The organism is Streptomyces sp. NPDC018000 (assembly GCF_044328025.1).
Lineage (GTDB): Bacteria > Actinomycetota > Actinomycetes > Streptomycetales > Streptomycetaceae > Streptomyces.
The window spans coordinates 614,328-633,880 of the sequence record NZ_JBIRGM010000004.1; the positions used below are offsets into that span (position 1 = coordinate 614,328).

15 protein-coding genes and 1 pseudogene are annotated in these 19,553 nt (G+C 69.5%); 9 read left to right on the forward strand and 7 right to left on the reverse strand.

The window, feature by feature from the left end:
* Positions 1-48: 48 nt before the first annotated feature.
* On the forward strand, positions 49-1,047 hold the full coding sequence (locus tag ACH4EW_RS14295) for a TAXI family TRAP transporter solute-binding subunit (RefSeq protein ID WP_398255925.1): 999 nt from the start codon (positions 49-51) through the stop codon (positions 1,045-1,047).
* A gap of 85 nt (positions 1,048-1,132) precedes the next feature.
* Here ACH4EW_RS14295 and ACH4EW_RS14300 read toward each other — a convergent pair whose 3' ends face one another.
* The gene (locus tag ACH4EW_RS14300) at positions 1,133-2,527 is read right to left on the reverse strand and encodes an ATP-binding protein (protein WP_398255928.1); all 1,395 of its coding nucleotides are present in this window, start codon (positions 2,525-2,527) and stop codon (positions 1,133-1,135) included.
* Between the two features lie 15 nt (positions 2,528-2,542).
* Positions 2,543-3,235: a response regulator transcription factor gene (locus tag ACH4EW_RS14305; RefSeq protein WP_398255931.1), complete on the reverse strand. Its 693-nt coding sequence runs from the start codon at positions 3,233-3,235 to the stop codon at positions 2,543-2,545.
* A 337-nt stretch (positions 3,236-3,572) separates the two neighbouring features.
* Here ACH4EW_RS14305 and ACH4EW_RS14310 point away from each other — a divergent pair, with 337 nt between their 5' ends.
* The 6 genes from ACH4EW_RS14310 to ACH4EW_RS14335 all read left to right on the forward strand — a co-directional run bounded on the left by ACH4EW_RS14310 (position 3,573) and on the right by ACH4EW_RS14335 (position 9,778).
* Positions 3,573-4,358, forward strand: a complete 786-nt coding sequence (locus tag ACH4EW_RS14310) for an amino acid ABC transporter ATP-binding protein (RefSeq protein ID WP_398255934.1) — start codon at positions 3,573-3,575, stop codon at positions 4,356-4,358.
* Between the two features lie 71 nt (positions 4,359-4,429).
* Entirely contained in the window at positions 4,430-5,275 is an 846-nt protein-coding gene (locus tag ACH4EW_RS14315; protein WP_398255937.1) for a glutamate ABC transporter substrate-binding protein, read from the forward strand.
* A 75-nt stretch (positions 5,276-5,350) separates the two neighbouring features.
* Complete coding sequence (locus ACH4EW_RS14320) at positions 5,351-6,016, forward strand: amino acid ABC transporter permease (RefSeq protein WP_398255939.1); 666 nt, start codon at positions 5,351-5,353, stop codon at positions 6,014-6,016.
* The gene (locus ACH4EW_RS14325) at positions 6,013-6,924 is read left to right on the forward strand and encodes an amino acid ABC transporter permease (RefSeq protein ID WP_398255942.1); all 912 of its coding nucleotides are present in this window, start codon (positions 6,013-6,015) and stop codon (positions 6,922-6,924) included. Before ACH4EW_RS14320 ends, ACH4EW_RS14325 begins: the two co-directional genes overlap by 4 nt.
* A gap of 239 nt (positions 6,925-7,163) precedes the next feature.
* On the forward strand, positions 7,164-8,792 hold the full coding sequence (locus ACH4EW_RS14330) for an FAD-dependent monooxygenase (RefSeq protein WP_398255945.1): 1,629 nt from the start codon (positions 7,164-7,166) through the stop codon (positions 8,790-8,792).
* Between the two features lie 347 nt (positions 8,793-9,139).
* The gene (locus tag ACH4EW_RS14335; RefSeq protein ID WP_398255947.1) at positions 9,140-9,778 is read left to right on the forward strand and encodes a hypothetical protein; all 639 of its coding nucleotides are present in this window, start codon (positions 9,140-9,142) and stop codon (positions 9,776-9,778) included.
* A gap of 33 nt (positions 9,779-9,811) precedes the next feature.
* Here ACH4EW_RS14335 and recX read toward each other — a convergent pair whose 3' ends face one another.
* The 4 genes from recX to ACH4EW_RS14355 all read right to left on the reverse strand — a co-directional run bounded on the left by recX (position 9,812) and on the right by ACH4EW_RS14355 (position 13,565).
* Positions 9,812-10,537, reverse strand: a complete 726-nt coding sequence (gene recX, locus ACH4EW_RS14340) for a recombination regulator RecX (protein ID WP_398255949.1) — start codon at positions 10,535-10,537, stop codon at positions 9,812-9,814.
* A gap of 3 nt (positions 10,538-10,540) precedes the next feature.
* The gene (gene recA / locus ACH4EW_RS14345; RefSeq protein WP_398255952.1) at positions 10,541-11,662 is read right to left on the reverse strand and encodes a recombinase RecA; all 1,122 of its coding nucleotides are present in this window, start codon (positions 11,660-11,662) and stop codon (positions 10,541-10,543) included.
* Positions 11,663-12,042: 380 nt separating this feature from the next.
* The gene (locus ACH4EW_RS14350) at positions 12,043-13,209 is read right to left on the reverse strand and encodes an AI-2E family transporter (RefSeq protein WP_398256095.1); all 1,167 of its coding nucleotides are present in this window, start codon (positions 13,207-13,209) and stop codon (positions 12,043-12,045) included.
* A gap of 161 nt (positions 13,210-13,370) precedes the next feature.
* Positions 13,371-13,565 (reverse strand): DUF3046 domain-containing protein, encoded by a 195-nt coding sequence (locus ACH4EW_RS14355; RefSeq protein WP_398255955.1) that lies wholly within the window; start codon positions 13,563-13,565, stop codon positions 13,371-13,373.
* A gap of 79 nt (positions 13,566-13,644) precedes the next feature.
* Between ACH4EW_RS14355 and ACH4EW_RS14360 the strand changes: the two genes are divergently transcribed.
* Positions 13,645-14,559 carry a hypothetical protein gene (locus tag ACH4EW_RS14360; RefSeq protein WP_398255958.1) on the forward strand — a complete coding sequence of 305 codons (915 nt, stop codon included), beginning with the start codon at positions 13,645-13,647 and terminating at the stop codon, positions 14,557-14,559.
* Positions 14,560-14,565: 6 nt separating this feature from the next.
* On the opposite strand, the pseudogene ACH4EW_RS14365 reads toward ACH4EW_RS14360, so the two are convergent.
* Positions 14,566-14,634 (reverse strand): annotated as a pseudogene (locus ACH4EW_RS14365) (branched-chain amino acid ABC transporter permease); the annotation flags it as partial.
* A 148-nt stretch (positions 14,635-14,782) separates the two neighbouring features.
* On the opposite strand from ACH4EW_RS14365, the gene ACH4EW_RS14370 reads away from it, so the two are divergent.
* Positions 14,783-19,474: a DEAD/DEAH box helicase gene (locus tag ACH4EW_RS14370; RefSeq protein ID WP_398255960.1), complete on the forward strand. Its 4,692-nt coding sequence runs from the start codon at positions 14,783-14,785 to the stop codon at positions 19,472-19,474.
* Positions 19,475-19,553 lie beyond the last annotated feature (79 nt).

Genomic DNA, 19,553 nt, shown 5'->3' on the forward strand with positions numbered 1-19,553 from the left:
GGGGCCCGGCCCTGGTCATCGCCCCGGCGGGCTGGCAGGATCGCCGCCATGCTCCAGGCACTGTCCCGTATCGGCCGGCGCCGCACCCTTCAGGCGTGCGCCGCCCTCGTCGTCGTTCTCGGGCTGCTGCTGTGGTGGCTGCTCCCGCTCGGGGAACCGGCGCCGAGCGGCACACTGACCTTCAGCACCGGCGTGCGCAGCGGGGTCTACCAGCGCTACGGCGAGCGGCTCAGGGGCGACCTGGCCAAGGATCTGCCCCAGGTGTCGATACGGCTGCAGACCAGTGAGGGCTCGCAGCAGAACATCGCGCGGGTGGCAACCGGGAAGGCCGATTTCACCATCGCCACCGCCGACGCCCTCGCCACTTATCTGCGCAGCGGCAAGCCGGGCGCCGACCGGCTGCGGGGCTGTGTGCGGCTGTACGACGACTACGTCCAGCTGGTCGTGCCCCGGGACTCGGAGGTGCGGAAGGTCTCGGACCTGATCGGAAAGCGCGTCGGGGTGGGGCAGCAGGGTTCAGGGGTACGGCTGATCGCTGACCGGCTGATGACGGCCGCCGGCCTCGATCCCGCGCACGACGTGACGCCGGTTCCCGACGGTATCGACACCATGCCGAAGCGGTTGGAGAGCGGCCTGCTCGATGCCTTCTTCTGGTCCGGCGGGCTGCCCACCTCCGCCGTGCAGGAGCTGTCGGACCGGTTGGCGATCCGGCTGGTGCCGCTGGAGGCCTCGCTGATCAAGGAGCTTCAGACCGTGGGCGGGTCCGCCCGGTACTACCGTTCGGCCGTGATGCCCGCCGATGCCTACCACAACGCGCAGCAGGGGCAGGCGGTGCCGACGGTGGCGGTCGCCAATGTGCTGGTGACCACGGACCGTATGGATCCGGCGATGACGGAGGCCTTCACCCGGACCGTGATCGACAGCCGGGACCGGATCGGGCGCGAGGTGCACGCGGCCCAGCTGGTCGATCTGCGTACCGCGATCTACACCGATCCGCTGCCGCTGCACGAAGGAGCCAGGCGCTACTACCGCTCGGTCAAGCCCTGATCCCCACTGCCGCTCGGTCGAACCCTGATTCCCACTCCCCCTCGGCCGAGCCTGATCCCCGCGCCGGGCACTTCCCCGCCCGCGCTCAGCCCTGCGGGCCCTGGCGCGGCACCGACACCGTCACCCGCAGCCCGTGCGGCTCATGTGCGGCGTAGCTGAGAGAGCCGCCGCCTGCCGTCAGGAGGGCCTGGGAGATGGAGAGCCCGAGGCCGGAACCCTGCACGTTCTGGTGCTGGGCGCTGCGCCAGAAGCGGTCGCCGACGCGCTCCATCTCCTGTGCGGTGAGGCCCGGTCCGCGGTCGGCGACGACGACCGTGACGTCATCGCGGCCGGAGGCGACGGTGACGAGGACTTCTTCGTCGGCGGGGGTGAATTTCAGGGCGTTGTCGATGACGGCGTCGAGGGCGCTCGACAGTGCGATGGGGTCCGCCCATGCGGTGACGGCTGACGAACCGTCCGCCCTGAGCCGTACTCCCTTCTCCTCTGCGACCGGCCGCCAGGAGGCGACGCGTTCCGCGGTGAGCGCGCCTATGTCCGTGAGCTGAAGATCGGCCGCGGCGTGTTCGGCCAGCGCCAGGTCGAGCAGGTCGTCCAGGACCTGCGCGAGGCGCTTGCCCTCCGTGCGCACGGAGGCGATCTCCTCGTTGCCCTCGGGGAGTTCGAGTGCGAGGAGCTCGATCCGCAGCAGCAGCGCGGCAAGGGGGTTGCGCAGCTGGTGCGAGGCGTCGGCGACGAAGGCGCGCTGCTGCTCCAGCACTTCCTCGACGTTGTCGGCCATCTCGTTGAACGAGCGGGCCAGGCGCCTGAGTTCCGGCGGTCCTCCGGAAGCCGCGACCCGGGATCTCATCCGGCCGCTGGCGATGTCGTGGGTGGCCGCGTCCAGGGTCCGTACCGGCAGCAGGACCCAGCCGGTGAGCCGGATCGCGGCACCGACCGCCACCAGCATCGCGACCGCTTCGCCGACGGCGATGAGCAGCCAGCCGCGCAGCGTGCGTGCGCGCATTTCGGTGGTGGGCGAGTCGATGACCACGACGGCGACGACATCGCCGTCCCGCACGACGGGCGAGGCGACGACGACCCTGCCACGCTGCCAGGGCCAGACCTGCGGCGGATCGTGACTGCGACGCCCCAGGAGCGCCTCCTTGAAGGCCTCTCTCCCCTCCCCCTCGATCGGCAGCTGCCAGGTGGCCGGGGCCTTCGCCATGGCGCTGTCGTCGCGGTAGAAGACACCGGCGCGGATGCCGTACACCGATGCGTACGTTGCGAGTTCACTCCGCAGGATGCGGCGCCGCTCGTCGTAGCCGGGGGTCCGCTCGGCGATGAACTGAGCAAGTGCGGCGAAGCGCGCCGAGTCGTCGATGCGGTCGATGACGACGCGCTGCTGCTGGGCTGCGGCGACGCTGACGGCCAGCGGGAAGCCGAGGGCGAGCAGCACACTCGCCATGAGGATGATGAGCAGAGGAAGCAGCCGGGTGCGCACCTGGGACGTACGCCTCTACGCGGACGGGGCGACGAGGCGGTAGCCGACCCCGCGCACCGTCTCGATCAGTGCCGGCAGCCGCAGTTTGGAACGCAGGGACGCGACGTGCACTTCGAGCGTGCGTCCCGTTCCCTCCCAGCTCGTGCGCCACACCTCGCTGATGATCTGCTCCCGGCGGAAGACCACACCGGGGCGCTGGGCGAGCAGCGCGAGCAGGTCGAACTCCTTGCGGGTGAGCTGGACTTCCGCTCCGTCGACGCTGACCCGGCGGGTCGGCAGCTCGATGTGGACGTTTCCGAGGCGCAGAGCGGCGACGGGCGTGGGCGCGGTGTCCTCGCCGGCCGATTTACGCCGACTGACGGCGTGGATACGGGCGAGGAGCTCGCCGGTGTCGTACGGCTTGACCACGTAGTCGTCGGCGCCGAGGTTGAGGCCGTGGATCCGGGACCGGACATCGGCGCGCGCGGTCACCATGATCACCGGGGTGGAGGTGCGCTTGCGGATCTTCCCGCACACCTCGTAGCCGTCCTGGTCGGGCAGGCCCAGATCGAGGAGCACCACACCGAAGGGCGCCGCGCCCGCGGGCAGCAGCGCCTGCAGTGCCTCCTCGCCGCTGCGCGCGTGCACGACCTGGAAGCCGTGCCGGGCGAGGATCGCGGAGAGGGCGGCCGCGACATGGTTGTCGTCCTCGACGAGCAGCAGTCTCATGGCCCCCTCCCGAAGGTGCGGTGTCGGTTCCCGTAGGTGCGGTGTCGGTGCGGATTCTCGTACGCCCCTCGTCACTTCCCCGTACCGAGGCGTTTCACGTCGTGGCGTACCAGGGCATCCACTCCGATGACGGGTACGTCAGTCAAGGGCCCGCCTATCGCATCGAGCCATCTGTTATCCACCCGGTACGCCCCGGGCGCACCGCCTGCCGCTCTGTTCACAGAGAGTGTCCGGGTGCTGCCGGATCGTTATCCTCAATTCTCGCTCAGATGTGATGACGCTGGTCGCGCCACGTCCTAGGGTCCTTCCCAACCGAGGAGGACGGAGCAAGAAGCCGATGAGCGGAGTTTCAGTGACCAAGGGTGCCGGGGGCGCCGCGCCTGCGGCGAACGACCTTGTCGTACTGAGCAACGTCAACAAGCACTTCGGCGCGCTGCATGTGCTCCAGGACATCGACCTGACCATCGCCCGTGGCGAGGTCGTGGTCGTCATCGGGCCCTCCGGGTCCGGTAAGTCCACGCTGTGCCGCACGATCAACCGCTTGGAGACGATCGACTCAGGCGCCATATCGATCGACGGCAAGCCGCTGCCCCAGGAGGGCAGGGAGCTGGCCAGGCTGCGCGCCGACGTCGGCATGGTCTTCCAGTCGTTCAATCTCTTCGCGCACAAGACGGTGCTCGAGAACGTGATGCTGGGCCAGATCAAGGTCCGCAAGGCGGACAAGAAGGCCGCCGAGGACAAGGCCCGGTCGCTGCTGGACCGGGTGGGCGTGGCGACGCAGGCCGACAAGTACCCCGCCCAGCTCTCCGGCGGTCAGCAGCAACGCGTGGCCATTGCCCGGGCGTTGGCGATGGACCCCAAGGTGATCCTCTTCGACGAGCCGACGTCCGCGCTCGACCCGGAGATGATCAACGAGGTGCTGGACGTCATGCAGCAGCTCGCCCGGGACGGCATGACGATGGTCGTCGTCACCCATGAGATGGGCTTCGCGCGCTCGGCCGCGAACCGGGTCGTCTTCATGGCGGACGGAAAGATCATCGAAGAGGCCACGCCCGACCAGTTCTTCAGCAACCCGCGCAGTGACCGGGCCAAGGACTTCCTGTCGAAGATCCTTCACCACTGATTGATCCTGCATCGCCGGTTACCGGACCGGCTGATCGCTCACATCGCGTCAACTCTCTAGGGAAATTCATCATGCAGCTTCGTAAGGTCACCGCCGCCTCGGCCGCCGTGCTCGCCCTCGCCCTGACTGCCACCGCCTGTGGTTCCGACAAGAAGGACAGCGGCTCGGACGGTTCGGGCGGCGGCAAGAAGATCACGATCGGCATCAAGATCGACCAGCCCGGCCTCGGTCTGAAGACTCCGGACGGCAAGTACACCGGCTTTGACGTCGACGTCGCCACGTACGTCGCCAAGGAACTCGGCTACGACGCCAAGGACATCGTCTTCAAGGAGACCAAGAGCGCCGACCGCGAGACGGCCATCGAGCGCGGTGACGTGAAGTTCATCGCCGCCACCTACTCGATCAACGACGAGCGGCTGCAGAAGGTCGACTTCGCGGGCCCGTACCTGCTGGCGCACCAGGACATCCTGGTCCGTGCCGACGACGACTCGATCAAGTCGCCGAAGGACCTGAACGACAAGAAGCTCTGTTCGGTCGCCGGCTCGACCTCGGCGCAGAACGTCAAGGACAAGCTGGCTCCGAAGGCCCAGCTCCAGACGTACGGCGGCTACTCGGAGTGCCTGACCGGCCTGGAGAACAAGGTCATCGACGCGCTGACCACCGACGACTCCATCCTGGCCGGCTACGCGTCGCAGCAGAACTTCCAGGGCAAGTTCAAGCTGGCCGGCTTCAAGATGACCAACGAGAACTACGGCATCGGCCTGAAGAAGGGCGACGCCGATCTCAAGAAGAAGATCAACGACGCGCTCGCCAAGATGGTCTCGGACGGTTCCTGGGACAAGGCCGTGAAGGACAACTTCGGCCCGGCGAACTACAAGTACGAGCCCGCCCCGAAGATCGGCAACGTCGTCAAGTGAAGCAGGGCTGACCGGGCGCGCCGTCCTTGAGCGGCGGCGCGCCGTGCCCTCCGACACGCGGAAGCGCGGGAGATCGTGTTCGACTTTCTTGAAGGTTACGACCTGCTGGGGGCCTTCTGGGTGACGGTGCAGCTCACCGTCTACTCCGCCCTCGGCTCCCTCATATGGGGAACACTGCTGGCCGGCATGAAGGTCAGCCCGGTCCCCCTGATGCGCGGTTTCGCCACCGCGTACGTCAATGTTGTCCGGAACATTCCGCTGACCGTGATCATCGTGTTCTCGTCGCTGGGTCTGTACCAGACGCTGGGCGTCATGCTCGGTGCCGAGGTCATCGACGACATCAACTTCCGGCTGGCCGTGCTCGCCCTGGCCGCCTACACCGCCGCCTTCGTGTGCGAGGCGCTGCGCTCCGGCATCAACACAGTGCCGGTCGGCCAGGCGGAGGCGGCCCGTGCGCTCGGGCTGAGCTTCACGCAGGTGCTGCGCCTGATCATCCTCCCCCAGGCTTTCCGTGCGGTGGTCAACCCGCTGTCCAACGTGCTGATCGCACTGACGAAGAACACCACGGTCGCCTCCGCGATCGGGGTCGTCGAAGCCTCGTACCTGATGAAGGACATGATCGAGGCCGAGGCCCAGCTGATCCTGATCTCACTGGTCTTCGCGTTCGGCTTCGTCGTTCTGACCCTCCCGACCGGCCTGATCCTCGGCTGGGTGAGCAAGAAGGTGGCGGTGAAGCGATGAGTTCCGTCCTCTACGACGCCCAGGGACCGCGCGCCAAGCGGCGCAACATCCTGTACACGGTGCTGTTCGTCCTGTGCGCCGCGGCGGTGGTGTGGTGGGTCTACGACGGCCTCGCTTCCAAGCAGCAGCTCGACTGGATCAAGTGGAAGCCCTTCTTCACCAGCTCCCAGCCCTGGGAGACGTACATCTGGCCGGGCCTCCAGAACACGCTCAAGGCGGCGTTCTTCGCCCTGATCATCGCGCTGCCGCTCGGCGCCCTGTTCGGGATCGGCAGACTGTCGGACCACCGGTGGGTACGGATGCCGGCGGGCATCGTCGTGGAGCTCTTCCGCGCCATTCCCGTGCTGATCCTGATGATCACCGCGAACGCGGTGTACGCGGAGTACACCACCATCGATACCGATGTGCGTCCGCTGTACGCCGTGGTGACCGGCCTGGTGCTGTACAACTTCTCGGTGCTCGCCGAGATCGTGCGGGCCGGAATCGAGTCCCTGCCGAAGGGCCAGGCGGAGGCGGCCAAGGCGCTCGGCATGCGCAAGAGCCAGATCATGATGTCCGTGCTGCTGCCGCAGGCGGTGACGGCCATGCTGCCGGCGATCGTCAGCCAGCTCGTGGTCATCGTGAAGGACACCGCGCTCGGTGGCGCCATGATGACCTTCCCCGAGCTGCTGGCCTCGATCCGCCCGATGAGCGCGAACTACGGCGCGAACACGATCGCGTGCTTCACCATCGTGGCTCTGATCTTCCTCCTGCTGAACTTCGCGCTCACCTCGTTCGCGAGCTGGCTGGAGCGCTGGCTCCGGCGCAGCAGGAAGAGCAAGGGTTCCCCGGCCGGCACCGCGCCCGGGGGCGCACCGAAGACCATCGGTACGCCGGCGCTCGTCGTCGACGACGGTCGCGCCGTCTGACGGCTCGTCGCATCGTGTGCCCGAGGGGCGGTGGCTGATCCGCCACCGCCCCTCGCCACCGTTCGGTGTCGCTTGACGCAAGCACCGGCAGTAGGTTGCATACGTTCTGTGATCGCGCCCCCTGCCCTCTCCGCCGCCACGCCTCCTCCATTCCCTGCCCCACTTTCGAGCCGTTCGCTCCTTTCGCCCGGTTCCCTGGTGTCTTCGGCATCGTTCGCGCGAATCCGAGGGGGCGCCCCGTGGACCCGGTGATCGTCGTCGGCGCGGGACCCGTCGGTCTGGCACTGTCGCTCGCCCTCGCAGCACAGGACGTCCCTTCCGTCCTTCTGGACGAGGATCCGGCCAAGGACGAGACGCGTCCGGCCCGTACGGTGGTGCTGCGCGAGGACACGGCGGCCCTGGTGGAGCGGCTCGGTTGCAAAGCACTCCTGCACGAGGGAGTCCGCTGGTCCGGCTGGCGGTCCATGCGACGCAGGCAACTGGTGCGTGAGCTGCGGCTCGGCGCGGACTCCCCCGACGCGGATTCCCCCGACGGCGGTCCGTTGCCCGCCCCGCTTCATCTGCCGCAGCACGTCCTGACGCGTGGGCTGCGGGACGCGGTGGCCGCGCATAAGCTGGTGCGGGTGGCTCCGTACAGCCGGATCGACACGCTGAAGCAGGACCCGACCGGGGTCACGGTGCACACCAGGGAGCCGAATCCGACTTGGTGGCGTGGGAGTTATCTGGTGGGCTGCGACGGCGCCAGGTCCACCGTGCGCAAGCTCCTCGACATCCGTTTCCCCGGCCGTACGGCGGTGGAGCGGCACGCCGTCGCGGCTCTGCGCACCGATCTTCCCTGGCCGGGGCAGGCCGTGCTGCACCGGCTGCCGCCGTGGCGCACCGGGGGCGCCGAGGTGACCGCACGGCCCCTTCCGGACGGCGCCTGGCGGCTGGACTGGCTGCTGCCGCCGCGTGGCGAGCTCGTCACCCCGGACGCCCTGATCACCCGGGTCCGGGACACCCTGGCGGGCTGGTGCGGCGAGACACCGCCGTACGAACTGCTGGACACGGGCGTGTACACGCTGCACCACCGGCTCGCCCTGCGGTGGCGGGTCGACCGCGCCTTCCTCGCCGGGGACGCCGCCCATCTGCTGGGGGCGCTCGGCACCCAGGGGCTCGACGAGGGACTGCGGGACGCCGAGAACCTGGCCTGGAAGCTGGCCCAGGCCTGGCACCACGGCGCCTCCGACGTACTGCTCGACAGCTACCAGGCCGAGCGCCGGGCCGCCGTCGCCGCACGGCTGCGCGCCGCGGACCAGTCGCTGCCGATACTGCGCGGTGGCGGAGGCCTGCGGACCCTGGTGCCCGGGAGCGCACGGGGGCATGACTCGCTGCTCACCGACGGGCATCTGGGATGCGGCCCCCTCGGTGCGCCCCCCTCGTACTCGCACTCGCCTCTTGCGCCCCCACGCTCCGAGGCGCACACATCCGTGGGTACGCCCCCCGGTGCGCCGGTCACCGATGTACGGGTGACGGCACCCGACGGCACGACCGTGCGGCTGCGCGAGCGGCTGGGGCAGGGGCACCTGCTGGTGGTCCTGGTGGCGCCCGGAACCGGGGTGTGGGACCGGCGGCACTGGATGACCGCGGGCGTCATGCCCCGTCTGGTCGCGGCTGTCGATGCGATGCCGGTGAAGGGCGAGCTGTTGGTGACCGAGAGCTATCCGGGGGCGTCGGCGCACACCGTGCTGCTGATCAGGCCGGACGGTCACCTGGTGGCGTCGTTCGGCGGGGTACGGCCCCAGGAGCTCTTCGCTGCGGCGGATGCGACGCGTGGCGGCGCGGCACGCACCTCCGTACGCTCCGACCGGACAGCGGACGTCAATTGACCGTACGGGCACACATGGTCCACTCCGGAACGTGACCGACACCGATGTGCGCCTGTGGCGGAGGGTCCATATGGACCTCGTCCGCCATCCGGGCTGCGTGTGTCGACCGTCCTGCTGAATCGCCTCATCCTGCCGCGCCCTGCGCTCTGTCGTGCGGCCGTGCATACCTCCGCCGGGCGGACCCCGAGTGCCGGTCACAGATGTCCGTGCACCGGAACGCATCTGCGTCGCCAGTCCGCCGAATCCGCTCCGATACACCCGAACGCCACGCTCAGGTGGAGCAATCCCCGTGCCCGACGGACATTCACCTCAACGCCAAGGACCGACATGACGGAGACTTCGCACCCATGCCGACCCCCACCCTCACCCCTGACCAGTTCGACGTTCAGGCCGCTCGCCTCCATGACACCGAGGCGTGGCAGCAGATCGTCTCCGGCTGGGACCTCACCGCCCCCGAACCCGCACCCCCCTCCTGCTCCGGCACCGCGGAACAGCTGCCGGACAGCCACCCGGCCGACTGGCGCGACCTGCTGTCCGTACCGGTCGACCAGCTCATCGCCGATTCCGTCCGAGCCCTGCCGGCGTCCGCGCCGCGCGAACGGCCCCTTCCCGGGCGCCTGGGTGCGATCCTCCCCGACCGGCTCCACTCCTGGCGGCGTATCGGACAGCCCGAAGTGCGGCCCTCCACCCATCTCGCCTACGCACGGCAGATCCTGACCGAGTGGGGCTGGCAGAACACCCCGTACCGGTTGCGCAACGCCCGCGGCGCCCGGTGTATCTGCGGCGCCCTGCTCACCGCACACCGCCTGGGGTACGGCTCCCGCGACACCGTGGACCGGGCCGGCGCCTGGCTCATCGCCGAACTCCGTTCCCAGGGCTGGTCCGGGCTGATCGGACCCTGGAACCGGCACCCCGGCCGCACCGCCGCGGATGCGCTCGTCCTGATCGACGCCACCATCAGTCGCGCGGCTCGCGCCGGACAGTAATCACCACAACCGTCCCGCCCAGTACGGGCCCGGTCAGAAGGGCTCGTCCAGCCCTTCCGTGTCCTCGCCCTCTTCTTCCAGCGCCTGCCGCACCACGCGCAGGGCCATGCCTTCCCCGTACCCCTTCCGGGCGAGCATGCCCGCAAGGCGGCGCAGCCGCTTGTCGCGGTCCAAGCCGCGAGTGGAGCGCAACTTGCGCACTACCAGCTCGCGGGCGGTCATCTCCTCCTGCTCGGAGTCGAGCTGCCCGACGGCCTCGTCGATCACGGCGGAATCCACCCCCTTGGTGCGCAGCTCACGGACGAGAGCGCGGCGGGCCAGCCCTCGGCCGTGGTGCCGGGACTCCACCCAGGCGTCCGCAAACGCGGCATCGTCGATCAGCCCGACATCCTCGAAGCGCGACAGCACTTCTTCGGCTGCCTCATCCGGAATCTCCCGCTTGCGCAGGGCATCCGCAAGCTGCTTTCGGGTGCGCGGGGTCCCGGTGAGCAGCCGCAGACAGATGTTGCGCGCCTGCTCGACCGGGTCTCGCGGCTCCCCCTTCTCGGCCCTCGACGAGGAAGGGGAGCCGCTGCTCCTGGAGCGGGAGCGGGCACGACGCCCCGCCCCCTCACCGAATCCGGCACCCGAGCTGGTGCCGTGACCGGCCTCCGGCTCGTACGCGCCCTCGGACTCGGCCGTGTGTCCGGTGGCGAATTCGGGGCCGGGACCAACACCATGGTCAGTGGCGCCGACCGGCCACTCCGTACGACGCGTCACGGTCTAGCTCTTGGCCGCCGCGGTCTTGGCCGGCTTGGCCTTGCCGGCCGGAGCGGGCACCGACTTCGCGCTGTCGGCCGAAGCCGCGGCGCCGCCCGCCGCATTGGCACCGGGCTCGTCGGCATCAGGCCTGACACCGACGCCCAGCTTCTCAAGGATCTTCTTCTCGATCTCATTGGCGAGATCGGGGTTGTCCTTGAGGAAGTTACGGGCGTTCTCCTTGCCCTGGCCGAGCTGGTCACCCTCGTACGTGTACCAGGCGCCCGCCTTGCGGACGAAGCCGTGCTCCACGCCCATGTCGATCAGACCGCCCTCACGGCTGATGCCCTGGCCGTAGAGGATGTCGAACTCGGCCTGCTTGAAGGGCGGCGCGACCTTGTTCTTCACGACCTTGACGCGGGTGCGGTTACCGACGGCGTCGGTGCCGTCCTTCAGCGTCTCGATCCGGCGGATGTCGAGGCGCACCGAGGCGTAGAACTTGAGCGCCCGGCCACCGGTCGTGGTCTCCGGCGAGCCGAACATCACACCGATTTTCTCGCGGAGCTGGTTGATGAAGATCGCCGTGGTCTTGGACTGGTTGAGCGCGCTGGTGATCTTGCGGAGTGCCTGGCTCATCAGGCGGGCCTGCAGACCCACGTGCGAGTCGCCCATCTCGCCCTCGATTTCCGCGCGCGGCACGAGCGCCGCGACGGAGTCGATGACGATCAGATCGAGCGCGCCGGAGCGAACCAGCATGTCGACGATTTCGAGGGCCTGCTCGCCGTTGTCCGGCTGGGACAGGATGAGGCTGTCGATGTCGACGCCGAGCTTCTTCGCGTACTCGGGGTCGAGAGCGTGCTCGGCGTCGATGAAGGCCACCGAGCCGCCGAGCTTCTGCGCATTCGCCACCGCGTGCAGCGTCAGCGTCGTCTTACCGGAGGACTCAGGCCCGTACACCTCCACCACACGGCCGCGCGGCAGGCCGCCGACGCCAAGGGCCACGTCGAGGGCAGTCGAACCGGTGGGGATCACCTCGACGGGCTCGTTCGGCCGCTCACCGAGGCGCATCACCGCGCCCTTGCCGAATTGTCGTTCAATCTGTGCGAGTGCGGCGTCCAGCGCCTTCTCGCGGTCGGTTCCTGCCATGGGTTCCACCCGATTTGCTTGAGTCGATCGCTTCACGTCAAAGACGCTAACCCCTGCCACTGACAATGGGCCTCGACGTCCTCCCGGCCTGTGGACAACTCCACGGTCGGGCCCGGGAAAACCCGGCCGGAATCCCATGAGAATGTATGTTCGATTTTGGTGTCAAGTGAGCCGCGCCGGACTGAACCGCCCCCGGAGCAGGCCCCTGGCGCTCCACCCCGAGAAGTCAGGATCGGCGATCGACACCGCGCCGGATTCCGACCATGTGCGGACAAACCTGGCAAGCAAAGCAGCTCTGGTGGCCAAGGCGAGGCGGAGCGCGGACCGTGGCATCGCTGTTCAGCTGGGTTCGACCGGAGCGACCGCCTCCATCGAGCCGGTCAGACACGTTCCGGATGCTCCCCGGCCCTGCCCTGTCCGCCCCGGCCCTCATTGCTCTCGGCAGCCCGCCAGGACCGGCGCATCCGTGCGAGCACCGGCTCACCACGTTGCTGGAGGCGGCCGTGCACTCTCGGGTCGTCCGTCACGTCGTACCGCTTCACATAGGCGCCGAGGAACGCCTGAAGCGTAGCGACGGCCGGGATCGCGATCAGCGCACCCACGGCACCCATCAGCGCCGTGCCCACGATGACCGATCCGAAGGCGACCGCCGGATGGATATCAACGGTCTTGGAGGTGAGCTTGGGCTGCAGCGCATAGTTCTCGAACTGCTGGTAGATCACGACGAATCCGAGCACCCACAGCGCGTACCAGGGGTCGATGGTGAACGCGATCAGCATGGGCAGGGCGCCTGCCAGATACGTACCGATCGTGGGGATGAACTGGGAGACCAGTCCGACCCAGATGGCGAGCGCGGACGCGTACGGAACACCGAGGATCATCAGCAGGATGTAGTGCGCGATCCCGGAGATGAGCGCCATCAAACCGCGCGAGTAGAGGTAGCCGCCGGTCTTGTCGACCGCGATCTCCCAGGCCCGCAGAACCTCGGCCTGCTTCGCGGGCGGCAGTACGGAGCACAGGGCGCGTCGCAGCCTGGGGCCGTCGGCGGCGAAGTAGAACGAGAACAGGAAGATCGTCAGAAGGCGGAACAGCCCGCCGAGCACGGTGGTGGAGATGTCGAGCACTCCGGTGGCGCTGTTCTGGACGTACTTCTGCAGCCAGTCGGAGTGCAGCACGCTGTCCTGGACCTCGACCCGGGAGAGCTCGGTGTGGAAGATCTGGTTGACCCAGTTGATCACCGAGTCCAGATAACTCGGGAGCTCCTCGACCATGGCGACGATCTGGCCCGCGAGCATCGAGCCGAGCAGCACGACGAAACCGGCCGCGCCTATCAGCACAACGAGGAAGACCAGGAAAGTGGCGAGGCCGCGACGCATGCCGCGCGCCGCCATCCGGCTCACAGCGGGCTCGATGGCGAGCGCCAGGAAGAACGCGATCAGCACATTGATCAGCAGCCCGATGAGCTGGTGGAACGCCCAGCTGCCGAGCTGGAAACAGGCATAGAGCGCCAGGGCGAGCACCATGGCGCGCGGCAGCCACACGGGCATACGGGCCGGCCGGGTGCCGGACGGCGGGGCGTGCTGGGCGAGAGGCGTCTCGGTCTGGGCTGTCTCATCTGTCGGTGACACGGCTCCAGTCTCGCCTACCGCTGCGACAAATGGCCCCGCCCCGGGCAACATCACAGGTCCGGTCATTGACAAGCCGACGATCAGCGCTTGTCGGCGGGGATGTCGACCGCCGCACAGACACCGCGCCAGACGTCCTTGGCATCCCAGCCCGCGGCCAGCGCCTGGTGCACCGTCTGCCCGCCGAGCTCGGCCATCACATGATCGCGCGCAAAGGAATCGGCGTACCCCGCGCCGAAGTGGTCCGCCATCCGTTCCCAGAAAATCGTCAACCGCATGACCTCAGTATCCCGCTCCTGAGAGTGCAGCCCGGCCGCTACGTCTTGCCGAGAGCGCTTACCGCCCTACGGTCGGTCCATGGCTGGAACCGGAACAAGTCCCCTCAACCGTGCCGAGCAGTTCATTTGGCTCACGGCCCGTGTCCTAGAACAGCGGCGGTTCGCCCATTACTTCCTGAAAGGAAGTGCGGAGACCGTGGAGACCGCACTCGCCGCCTATCTGAATGAGGACGGCGGATACGGGCACGCGCTCGAACCCGATCTGCGCGGCCCCGTCAGTCAGCCACTGCACACCGCGCACGCGCTCAATGTCCTCGACTCCATCGGCCGCTGCAGCGGGCTGCGGATGGAGCAGATCTGCCGCTTCCTGACCGAGGTGTCCACCAAGGAGGGTGCACTGCCCGCTCTCCTACCGTCGCAGCGCGGCTATCCGGCCGCACCGTTCATCCCGATCGTCGACGACCCGCCCGCGGAGCTGTTGACCACCGGACCCGTCGTCGGGCTCCTGCACCGCAATGCGGTGTGGCATGCCTGGCTGTTCCGGGCCACCGATTTCTGCTGGGCGGCGGTCGACGCTCTGGACCGGTCGCATCCGTACGAGATCGAGGCGGCGCTCGCCTTTCTGAACGGCGCTCCGGACCGGGCCCGTGCGGAGGCGGCGGCCGACCGGCTCGGGCGGCTGGTGCGGGAACAGCGGCTCGCCGTGCTGGATCCGGAGCGGCGTGCGGAGTACCCGGTGGCGGCCGGATACGCACCGGGCGAGCAGCACTTCCCGTACGACTACGCCCGTACACCCGATTCGCTCGCCCGCCGCTGGTTCACCGACGAGGAAATGGCCCGCTCGCTCGACCATCTTGCGGCCGAGCAGCAGACGGACGGCGGCTGGCCGGTGAACTGGCGGCAGTGGGCTCCGGGGACGGCTCCGGAGGGGCGGCCCATCGTGACGATCAAGGCGCTTCTGACACTGCGGGCCCATGGACGCAGCCTCGACTGAGACCCGAAGTGTCACGGCGGAGGTCTCGTCGATGACCCACTGGGCGGCGAAGGGGCGGATCGCGCGCGGAAGGGCGAACTGCGAGACGCCGGTGAGACGACGAGACCGAGTGCGCAGACCCCGACTCCGGTATGGCCGCCATGGACGAATCCTCGCAGCCCCCGGGCAGGGTCGCCGATGACCATTACGGCCGTTGTCAGTGGCGGGGTGCACGATGGGGGACATGGCCGGCTCTGCGCTCGACTCGTTCTCCCCTGCGACCCGCAGCTGGTTCGCGGGTGCCTTCAGCGCGCCCACCGCCGCGCAGGAAGGCGCCTGGCGCGCGATCGGCGAGGGCTCGGACGTGCTGGTCGTCGCGCCGACCGGCTCCGGCAAGACCCTGGCCGCGTTCCTCGCCGCGCTGGACGGGCTGGCGTCCGTCCCGCCGCCCGCCGAGGCGAAGAAGCGCTGCCGTGTGCTGTACGTGTCGCCGCTCAAGGCCCTCGCGGTCGATGTCGAGCGCAATCTCCGCTCGCCCCTGACCGGCATCCGCCAGGAGTCGGTACGCCTGGGGCTGCCCGAGCCCGAGGTCCGGGTGGGGATCCGCTCCGGCGACACCCCGCCGGCCGAGCGCCGCTCGATGGCGACCCGACCGCCGGACATCCTGATCACCACGCCCGAATCGCTGTTCCTGATGCTGACCTCATCGGCCCGGGAGGCACTGTCCGGCATCGAGACAGTGATTCTGGACGAAGTGCATGCCGTGGCGGGCACGAAGCGGGGCGCCCATCTCGCCGTATCGCTGGAGCGTCTCGACGAGCTGCTGCCGCGACCGGCACGGCGGATCGGCCTGTCGGCGACGGTCCGTCCGGTCGACGAGGTGGCGCGCTTCCTTTCACCGCAGCGGAAGGTGGAGATCGTCCAGCCGCCGTCCACCAAGCGGTTCGACCTGTCGGTGGTCGTGCCGGTCGAGGACCTGGGCGAGCTCGGCGGCTCCCCCGCCACCGACACCGACCGGGCGGGCCAGGCGGGCCAGGCGGACAAACCGTCGATCTGGCCCCATGTCGAGGAACGTATCGTCGATCTCGTCCAGGAGCATCGCTCCACCATCGTCTTCGCCAATTCCCGCCGCCTCGCGGAGCGGCTCTGCAACCGGCTCAACGAGATCGCGTACGAGCGGGCCACCGGCACTGTGCTCCATGAGCACGGCCCCGCCCCCACACCGCCGGAAGCACACTCCCCGGCCGAGATCATGGCCCAGTCGGGCGCGGCGAAGGGCGCCCCCGCGCTGCTCGCCCGCGCCCACCACGGTTCGGTCTCCAAGGAACAGCGCGCCCAGGTCGAGGAGGACCTCAAGGCGGGCCGGCTGCCGGCCGTGGTCGCCACCTCCAGTCTGGAACTGGGCATCGACATGGGAGCGGTCGATCTGGTGGTCCAGGTGGAGTCGCCGCCGTCGGTCGCCTCCGGGCTGCAACGGGTCGGCCGGGCCGGGCATCAGGTCGGTGCGATCTCCACCGGAGTGGTTTTTCCGAAGTACCGGGGCGATCTGGTGCAGGCGGCCGTGGTCACCGAGCGGATGCGCGAGGGTTCCATCGAGGCGCTCCGGATTCCTTCCAACCCCCTGGACGTGCTGGCCCAGCAGCTCGTCGCCATGGTCGCCCTGGACAGCTGGCAGGTGGACGATCTGCTGACTGTGACCCGCCGCGCCGCCCCCTTCGCCTCCCTGCCCGAGTCGGCGTTCACCGCCGTGCTGGACATGCTCGCCGGGCGCTATCCGTCCGACGCCTTCGCCGAGCTGCGCCCGCGTGTGGTCTGGGACCGGGTGGCCGGTACGGTCACGGGCCGCCCGGGCGCCCAGCGGCTCGCCGTCACCTCCGGCGGGACCATCCCCGATCGCGGGCTCTTCGGGGTCTTCCTCGCCGGCGCCGACCCCAAGAAGGGCGGCGGCCGGGTCGGCGAGCTGGACGAGGAGATGGTGTACGAGTCCCGGGTCGGCGACGTCTTCACGCTGGGCACCACGTCCTGGCGGATCGAGGACATCACCCGCGACCGGGTCCTGGTGTCTCCCGCCCCCGGGGTTCCCGGCCGGCTTCCGTTCTGGAAGGGCGACCAGCTGGGCCGTCCGCTGGAGCTGGGCCGTGCGCTCGGCGCATTCCTCCGCGAGATCGGCGGGCTGTCCCAGGAAGATGCCCGGCAGCGTCTGCTCGCCGCCGGTCTCGACACCTGGGCCGCCGACAACACCCTGTCGTACATCGACGAACAGCGCCGCGCCTGCGGTCACGTACCGGACGACAGGACCATCCTCGTCGAGCGTTTCCGTGACGAGCTGGGAGACTGGCGGGTCGTCGTCCACTCCCCGTTCGGCGCGCAGGTGCATGCCCCGTGGGCGCTGGCGCTGAACGCTCGCCTCGCCGAGCGGTACGGCATGGATGCCCAGGTGATGCATGCCGACGACGGCATAGTGCTGCGGCTGCCCGACGCAGACCTGATGGGCCTGGACCTCCTGGACTTCGATCCGGCGCAGGAGCCGGACCAGGATCCGGCACCGCTGCCGGGCCCCTCCTACGACAGCGGACAACCGCCCGTCGGCGCTGCGGACGTGACCTTCGACCAGGGCGAGATCAACCAGATCGTCACCGACCAGGTGGGCGGATCAGCCCTGTTCGCCTCGCGGTTCCGCGAATGCGCGGCGCGCGCCCTGCTGCTGCCGCGACGCAGCCCCGGCAAGCGCACCCCGCTCTGGCAGCAGCGCCAACGCGCCGCACAACTCCTTCAGGTCGCCTCCGAGTTCGGATCCTTCCCGATCGTTCTGGAAGCGGTCCGCGAATGCCTCCAGGATGTCTTCGACGTCCCAGGGCTGACGGAACTCATGGGCGACCTGGAAGCACGCCGTGTCCGGCTGGTAGAGGTGACCACCCCGGAGCCCTCGCCCTTCGCCCGCTCGCTCCTGTTCGGTTATGTGGCCCAGTTCCTGTACGAGGGCGACTCGCCTCTCGCCGAACGGCGGGCCGCAGCCCTCTCCCTCGACTCCCATCTCCTGGCCGAGCTCCTCGGCCAGGCAGAACTGCGCGAGCTGCTCGACGCCGATGTCCTGACCGAGCTGGAGCAAGAACTCCAGTGGCTGACCGAGGACCGCCGGATCAAGGACATCGAAGGGGTCGCCGATCTCCTTCGGGTCCTCGGTCCGCTCACCGACGCGGAGTTGGCCGAGCGCGGCGCCCAGCCGCCCTGGGCTCCGGAGCTCTCCACTGCCCGCCGGGCCATCCGGGTCCGGGTCGGCGGAGCGGACCGCTGGGCCGCGATCGAGGACGCGGGACGGCTGCGCGACGCGCTGGGCACCGCACTCCCGGTCGGTGTCCCCGAGGCTTTCACCGAACCGGTGAAGGACCCACTCGGCGATCTCCTCGCCCGATATGCGCGTACGCACGGCCCGTTCACCTCCACCGAGGCCGCCACCCGTTTCGGCCTCGGCACCGCCGTCACGGACGGCGCGCTGCAGCGGCTCGCCACGACCGGCCGCCTGGTCCAGGGCGAGTTCCACCCCGCCGGCATCGGCCAGGAGTGGTGCGACGCCACCGTGCTGCGCCGGCTGCGCCGCCGTTCACTCGCCGCGCTCCGCCATGAGCTGGAGCCGGTCCCGCCCGCCGCCCTCGCCGGCTTCCTTCCGCAGTGGCAGCACCTGGGCAGCAACAGCCTGCGTGGAATCGACGGACTCGCCCGCGCCATCGAGCAGTTGCAAGGTGCGCCCGTCCCGGCGTCGGCCCTGGAAAAACTGATCCTGCCGGGCCGGGTAACCGACTACTCCCCCGCACTGCTGGACGAGCTGACCACCACCGGCGAGGTCGTCTGGGCCGGTGCGGGTGCCCTTCCCGGCAAGGACGGCTGGCTGTCCCTCTACCTCGCCGACAGCGCACCGCTGCTCCTCCCGCCCCCGCACCCGCTCGAACTGAGCGCGTTGCACGAATCCGTCCTGACTGCCCTGACCGGCGGATACGGACTGTTCTTCCGGCAGATCGCCGACCATGTCCGCGCCACCACGCACCCGGACTGCACCGATCCTCAACTGGCCGATGCGGTCTGGGACCTGGCATGGTCGGGCCGGCTCACCAATGACACGCTCGCCCCGCTGCGTTCGCTCCTCGGCTCCGGTCGCACAGCAGGGTCGACCGCTCACCGCGCCAAACGGAGTGTCCCGCGCGGGCGTTACGGCTCACTCACCGCCGCCGCCCGGCCCTCGTCCCGCACTGGCCCGCCCACCGTCTCGGGCCGCTGGTCCCTGCTGCCCGCCGGTGAACCCGACCCCACGCACCGTGCGCACACCCTGGCCCGAACACTCCTCGACCGCCACGGGGTAGTCACCCGCGGCGCGGTCCAGGCCGAAGGCGTCGAGGGCGGCTTCTCCGCTACGTACCGCGTCCTGTCCGCCTTCGAGGACAACGGGCAGGCCCTGCGCGGCTATGTCGTCGAAGGTCTGGGAGCGGCCCAGTTCGCGATGGACGGCGCGGTCGACCGGCTGCGGGCCACGTCCACCGCCCGAGACCGTACGGAGCCGGGCACCGCACCCCGCGCCCTGGTCCTCGCCGCGGCGGACCCGGCCAATGCCTATGGCGCGGCTCTTCCCTGGCCGGAGCCCCCGGACAACGCCGGGCACAAGCCCGGCCGCAAGGCGGGTGCCCTGGTGGTGCTGGTCGACGGCGAACTGGCGATGTACATGGAGCGTGGCGGCAAGACGCTGCTGGCCTGGCCCACCGACCCGGATGACCCGGCACTCCTCGCGGCAGCCGGGGCACTGGCGGCAGCCGCCCGCGCGGGGGCGCTCGGCACGGTCACGGTGGAGCGCACCAACGGCGCCTCGTCCCTGACCTCCCCGATCGGCCGCACGCTGGAGGCGGCCGGATTCCTGGCCACCCCGAGGGGACTCCGCCTGCGCGCCTGAACCACCTCACGCCTCTTGCGCCACACCACGCGCCCCACGCCACCTGCGCCGCAGCACACCGCCCACGCCCAGCACGCCG

Bases quoted from the DNA above. Each gene is read 5' to 3' on its own strand.
- ACH4EW_RS14335 (WP_398255947.1), top strand. From the start codon at position 9,140: ATGCCGACCCCCACCCTCACCCCTGACCAGTTCGACGTTCAGGCCGCT.
- recA (WP_398255952.1), bottom strand. From the start codon at position 11,662: ATGGCAGGAACCGACCGCGAGAAGGCGCTGGACGCCGCACTCGCACAG.
- ACH4EW_RS14355 (WP_398255955.1), bottom strand. From the start codon at position 13,565: ATGCGGTTGACGATTTTCTGGGAACGGATGGCGGACCACTTCGGCGCG.
- ACH4EW_RS14310 (WP_398255934.1), top strand. From the start codon at position 3,573: ATGAGCGGAGTTTCAGTGACCAAGGGTGCCGGGGGCGCCGCGCCTGCG.
- ACH4EW_RS14360 (WP_398255958.1), top strand. From the start codon at position 13,645: ATGGCTGGAACCGGAACAAGTCCCCTCAACCGTGCCGAGCAGTTCATT.
- ACH4EW_RS14370 (WP_398255960.1), top strand. From the start codon at position 14,783: ATGGCCGGCTCTGCGCTCGACTCGTTCTCCCCTGCGACCCGCAGCTGG.
- ACH4EW_RS14350 (WP_398256095.1), bottom strand. From the start codon at position 13,209: ATGCCCGTGTGGCTGCCGCGCGCCATGGTGCTCGCCCTGGCGCTCTAT.
- ACH4EW_RS14295 (WP_398255925.1), top strand. From the start codon at position 49: ATGCTCCAGGCACTGTCCCGTATCGGCCGGCGCCGCACCCTTCAGGCG.
- ACH4EW_RS14325 (WP_398255942.1), top strand. From the start codon at position 6,013: ATGAGTTCCGTCCTCTACGACGCCCAGGGACCGCGCGCCAAGCGGCGC.
- ACH4EW_RS14305 (WP_398255931.1), bottom strand. From the start codon at position 3,235: ATGAGACTGCTGCTCGTCGAGGACGACAACCATGTCGCGGCCGCCCTC.
- ACH4EW_RS14315 (WP_398255937.1), top strand. From the start codon at position 4,430: ATGCAGCTTCGTAAGGTCACCGCCGCCTCGGCCGCCGTGCTCGCCCTC.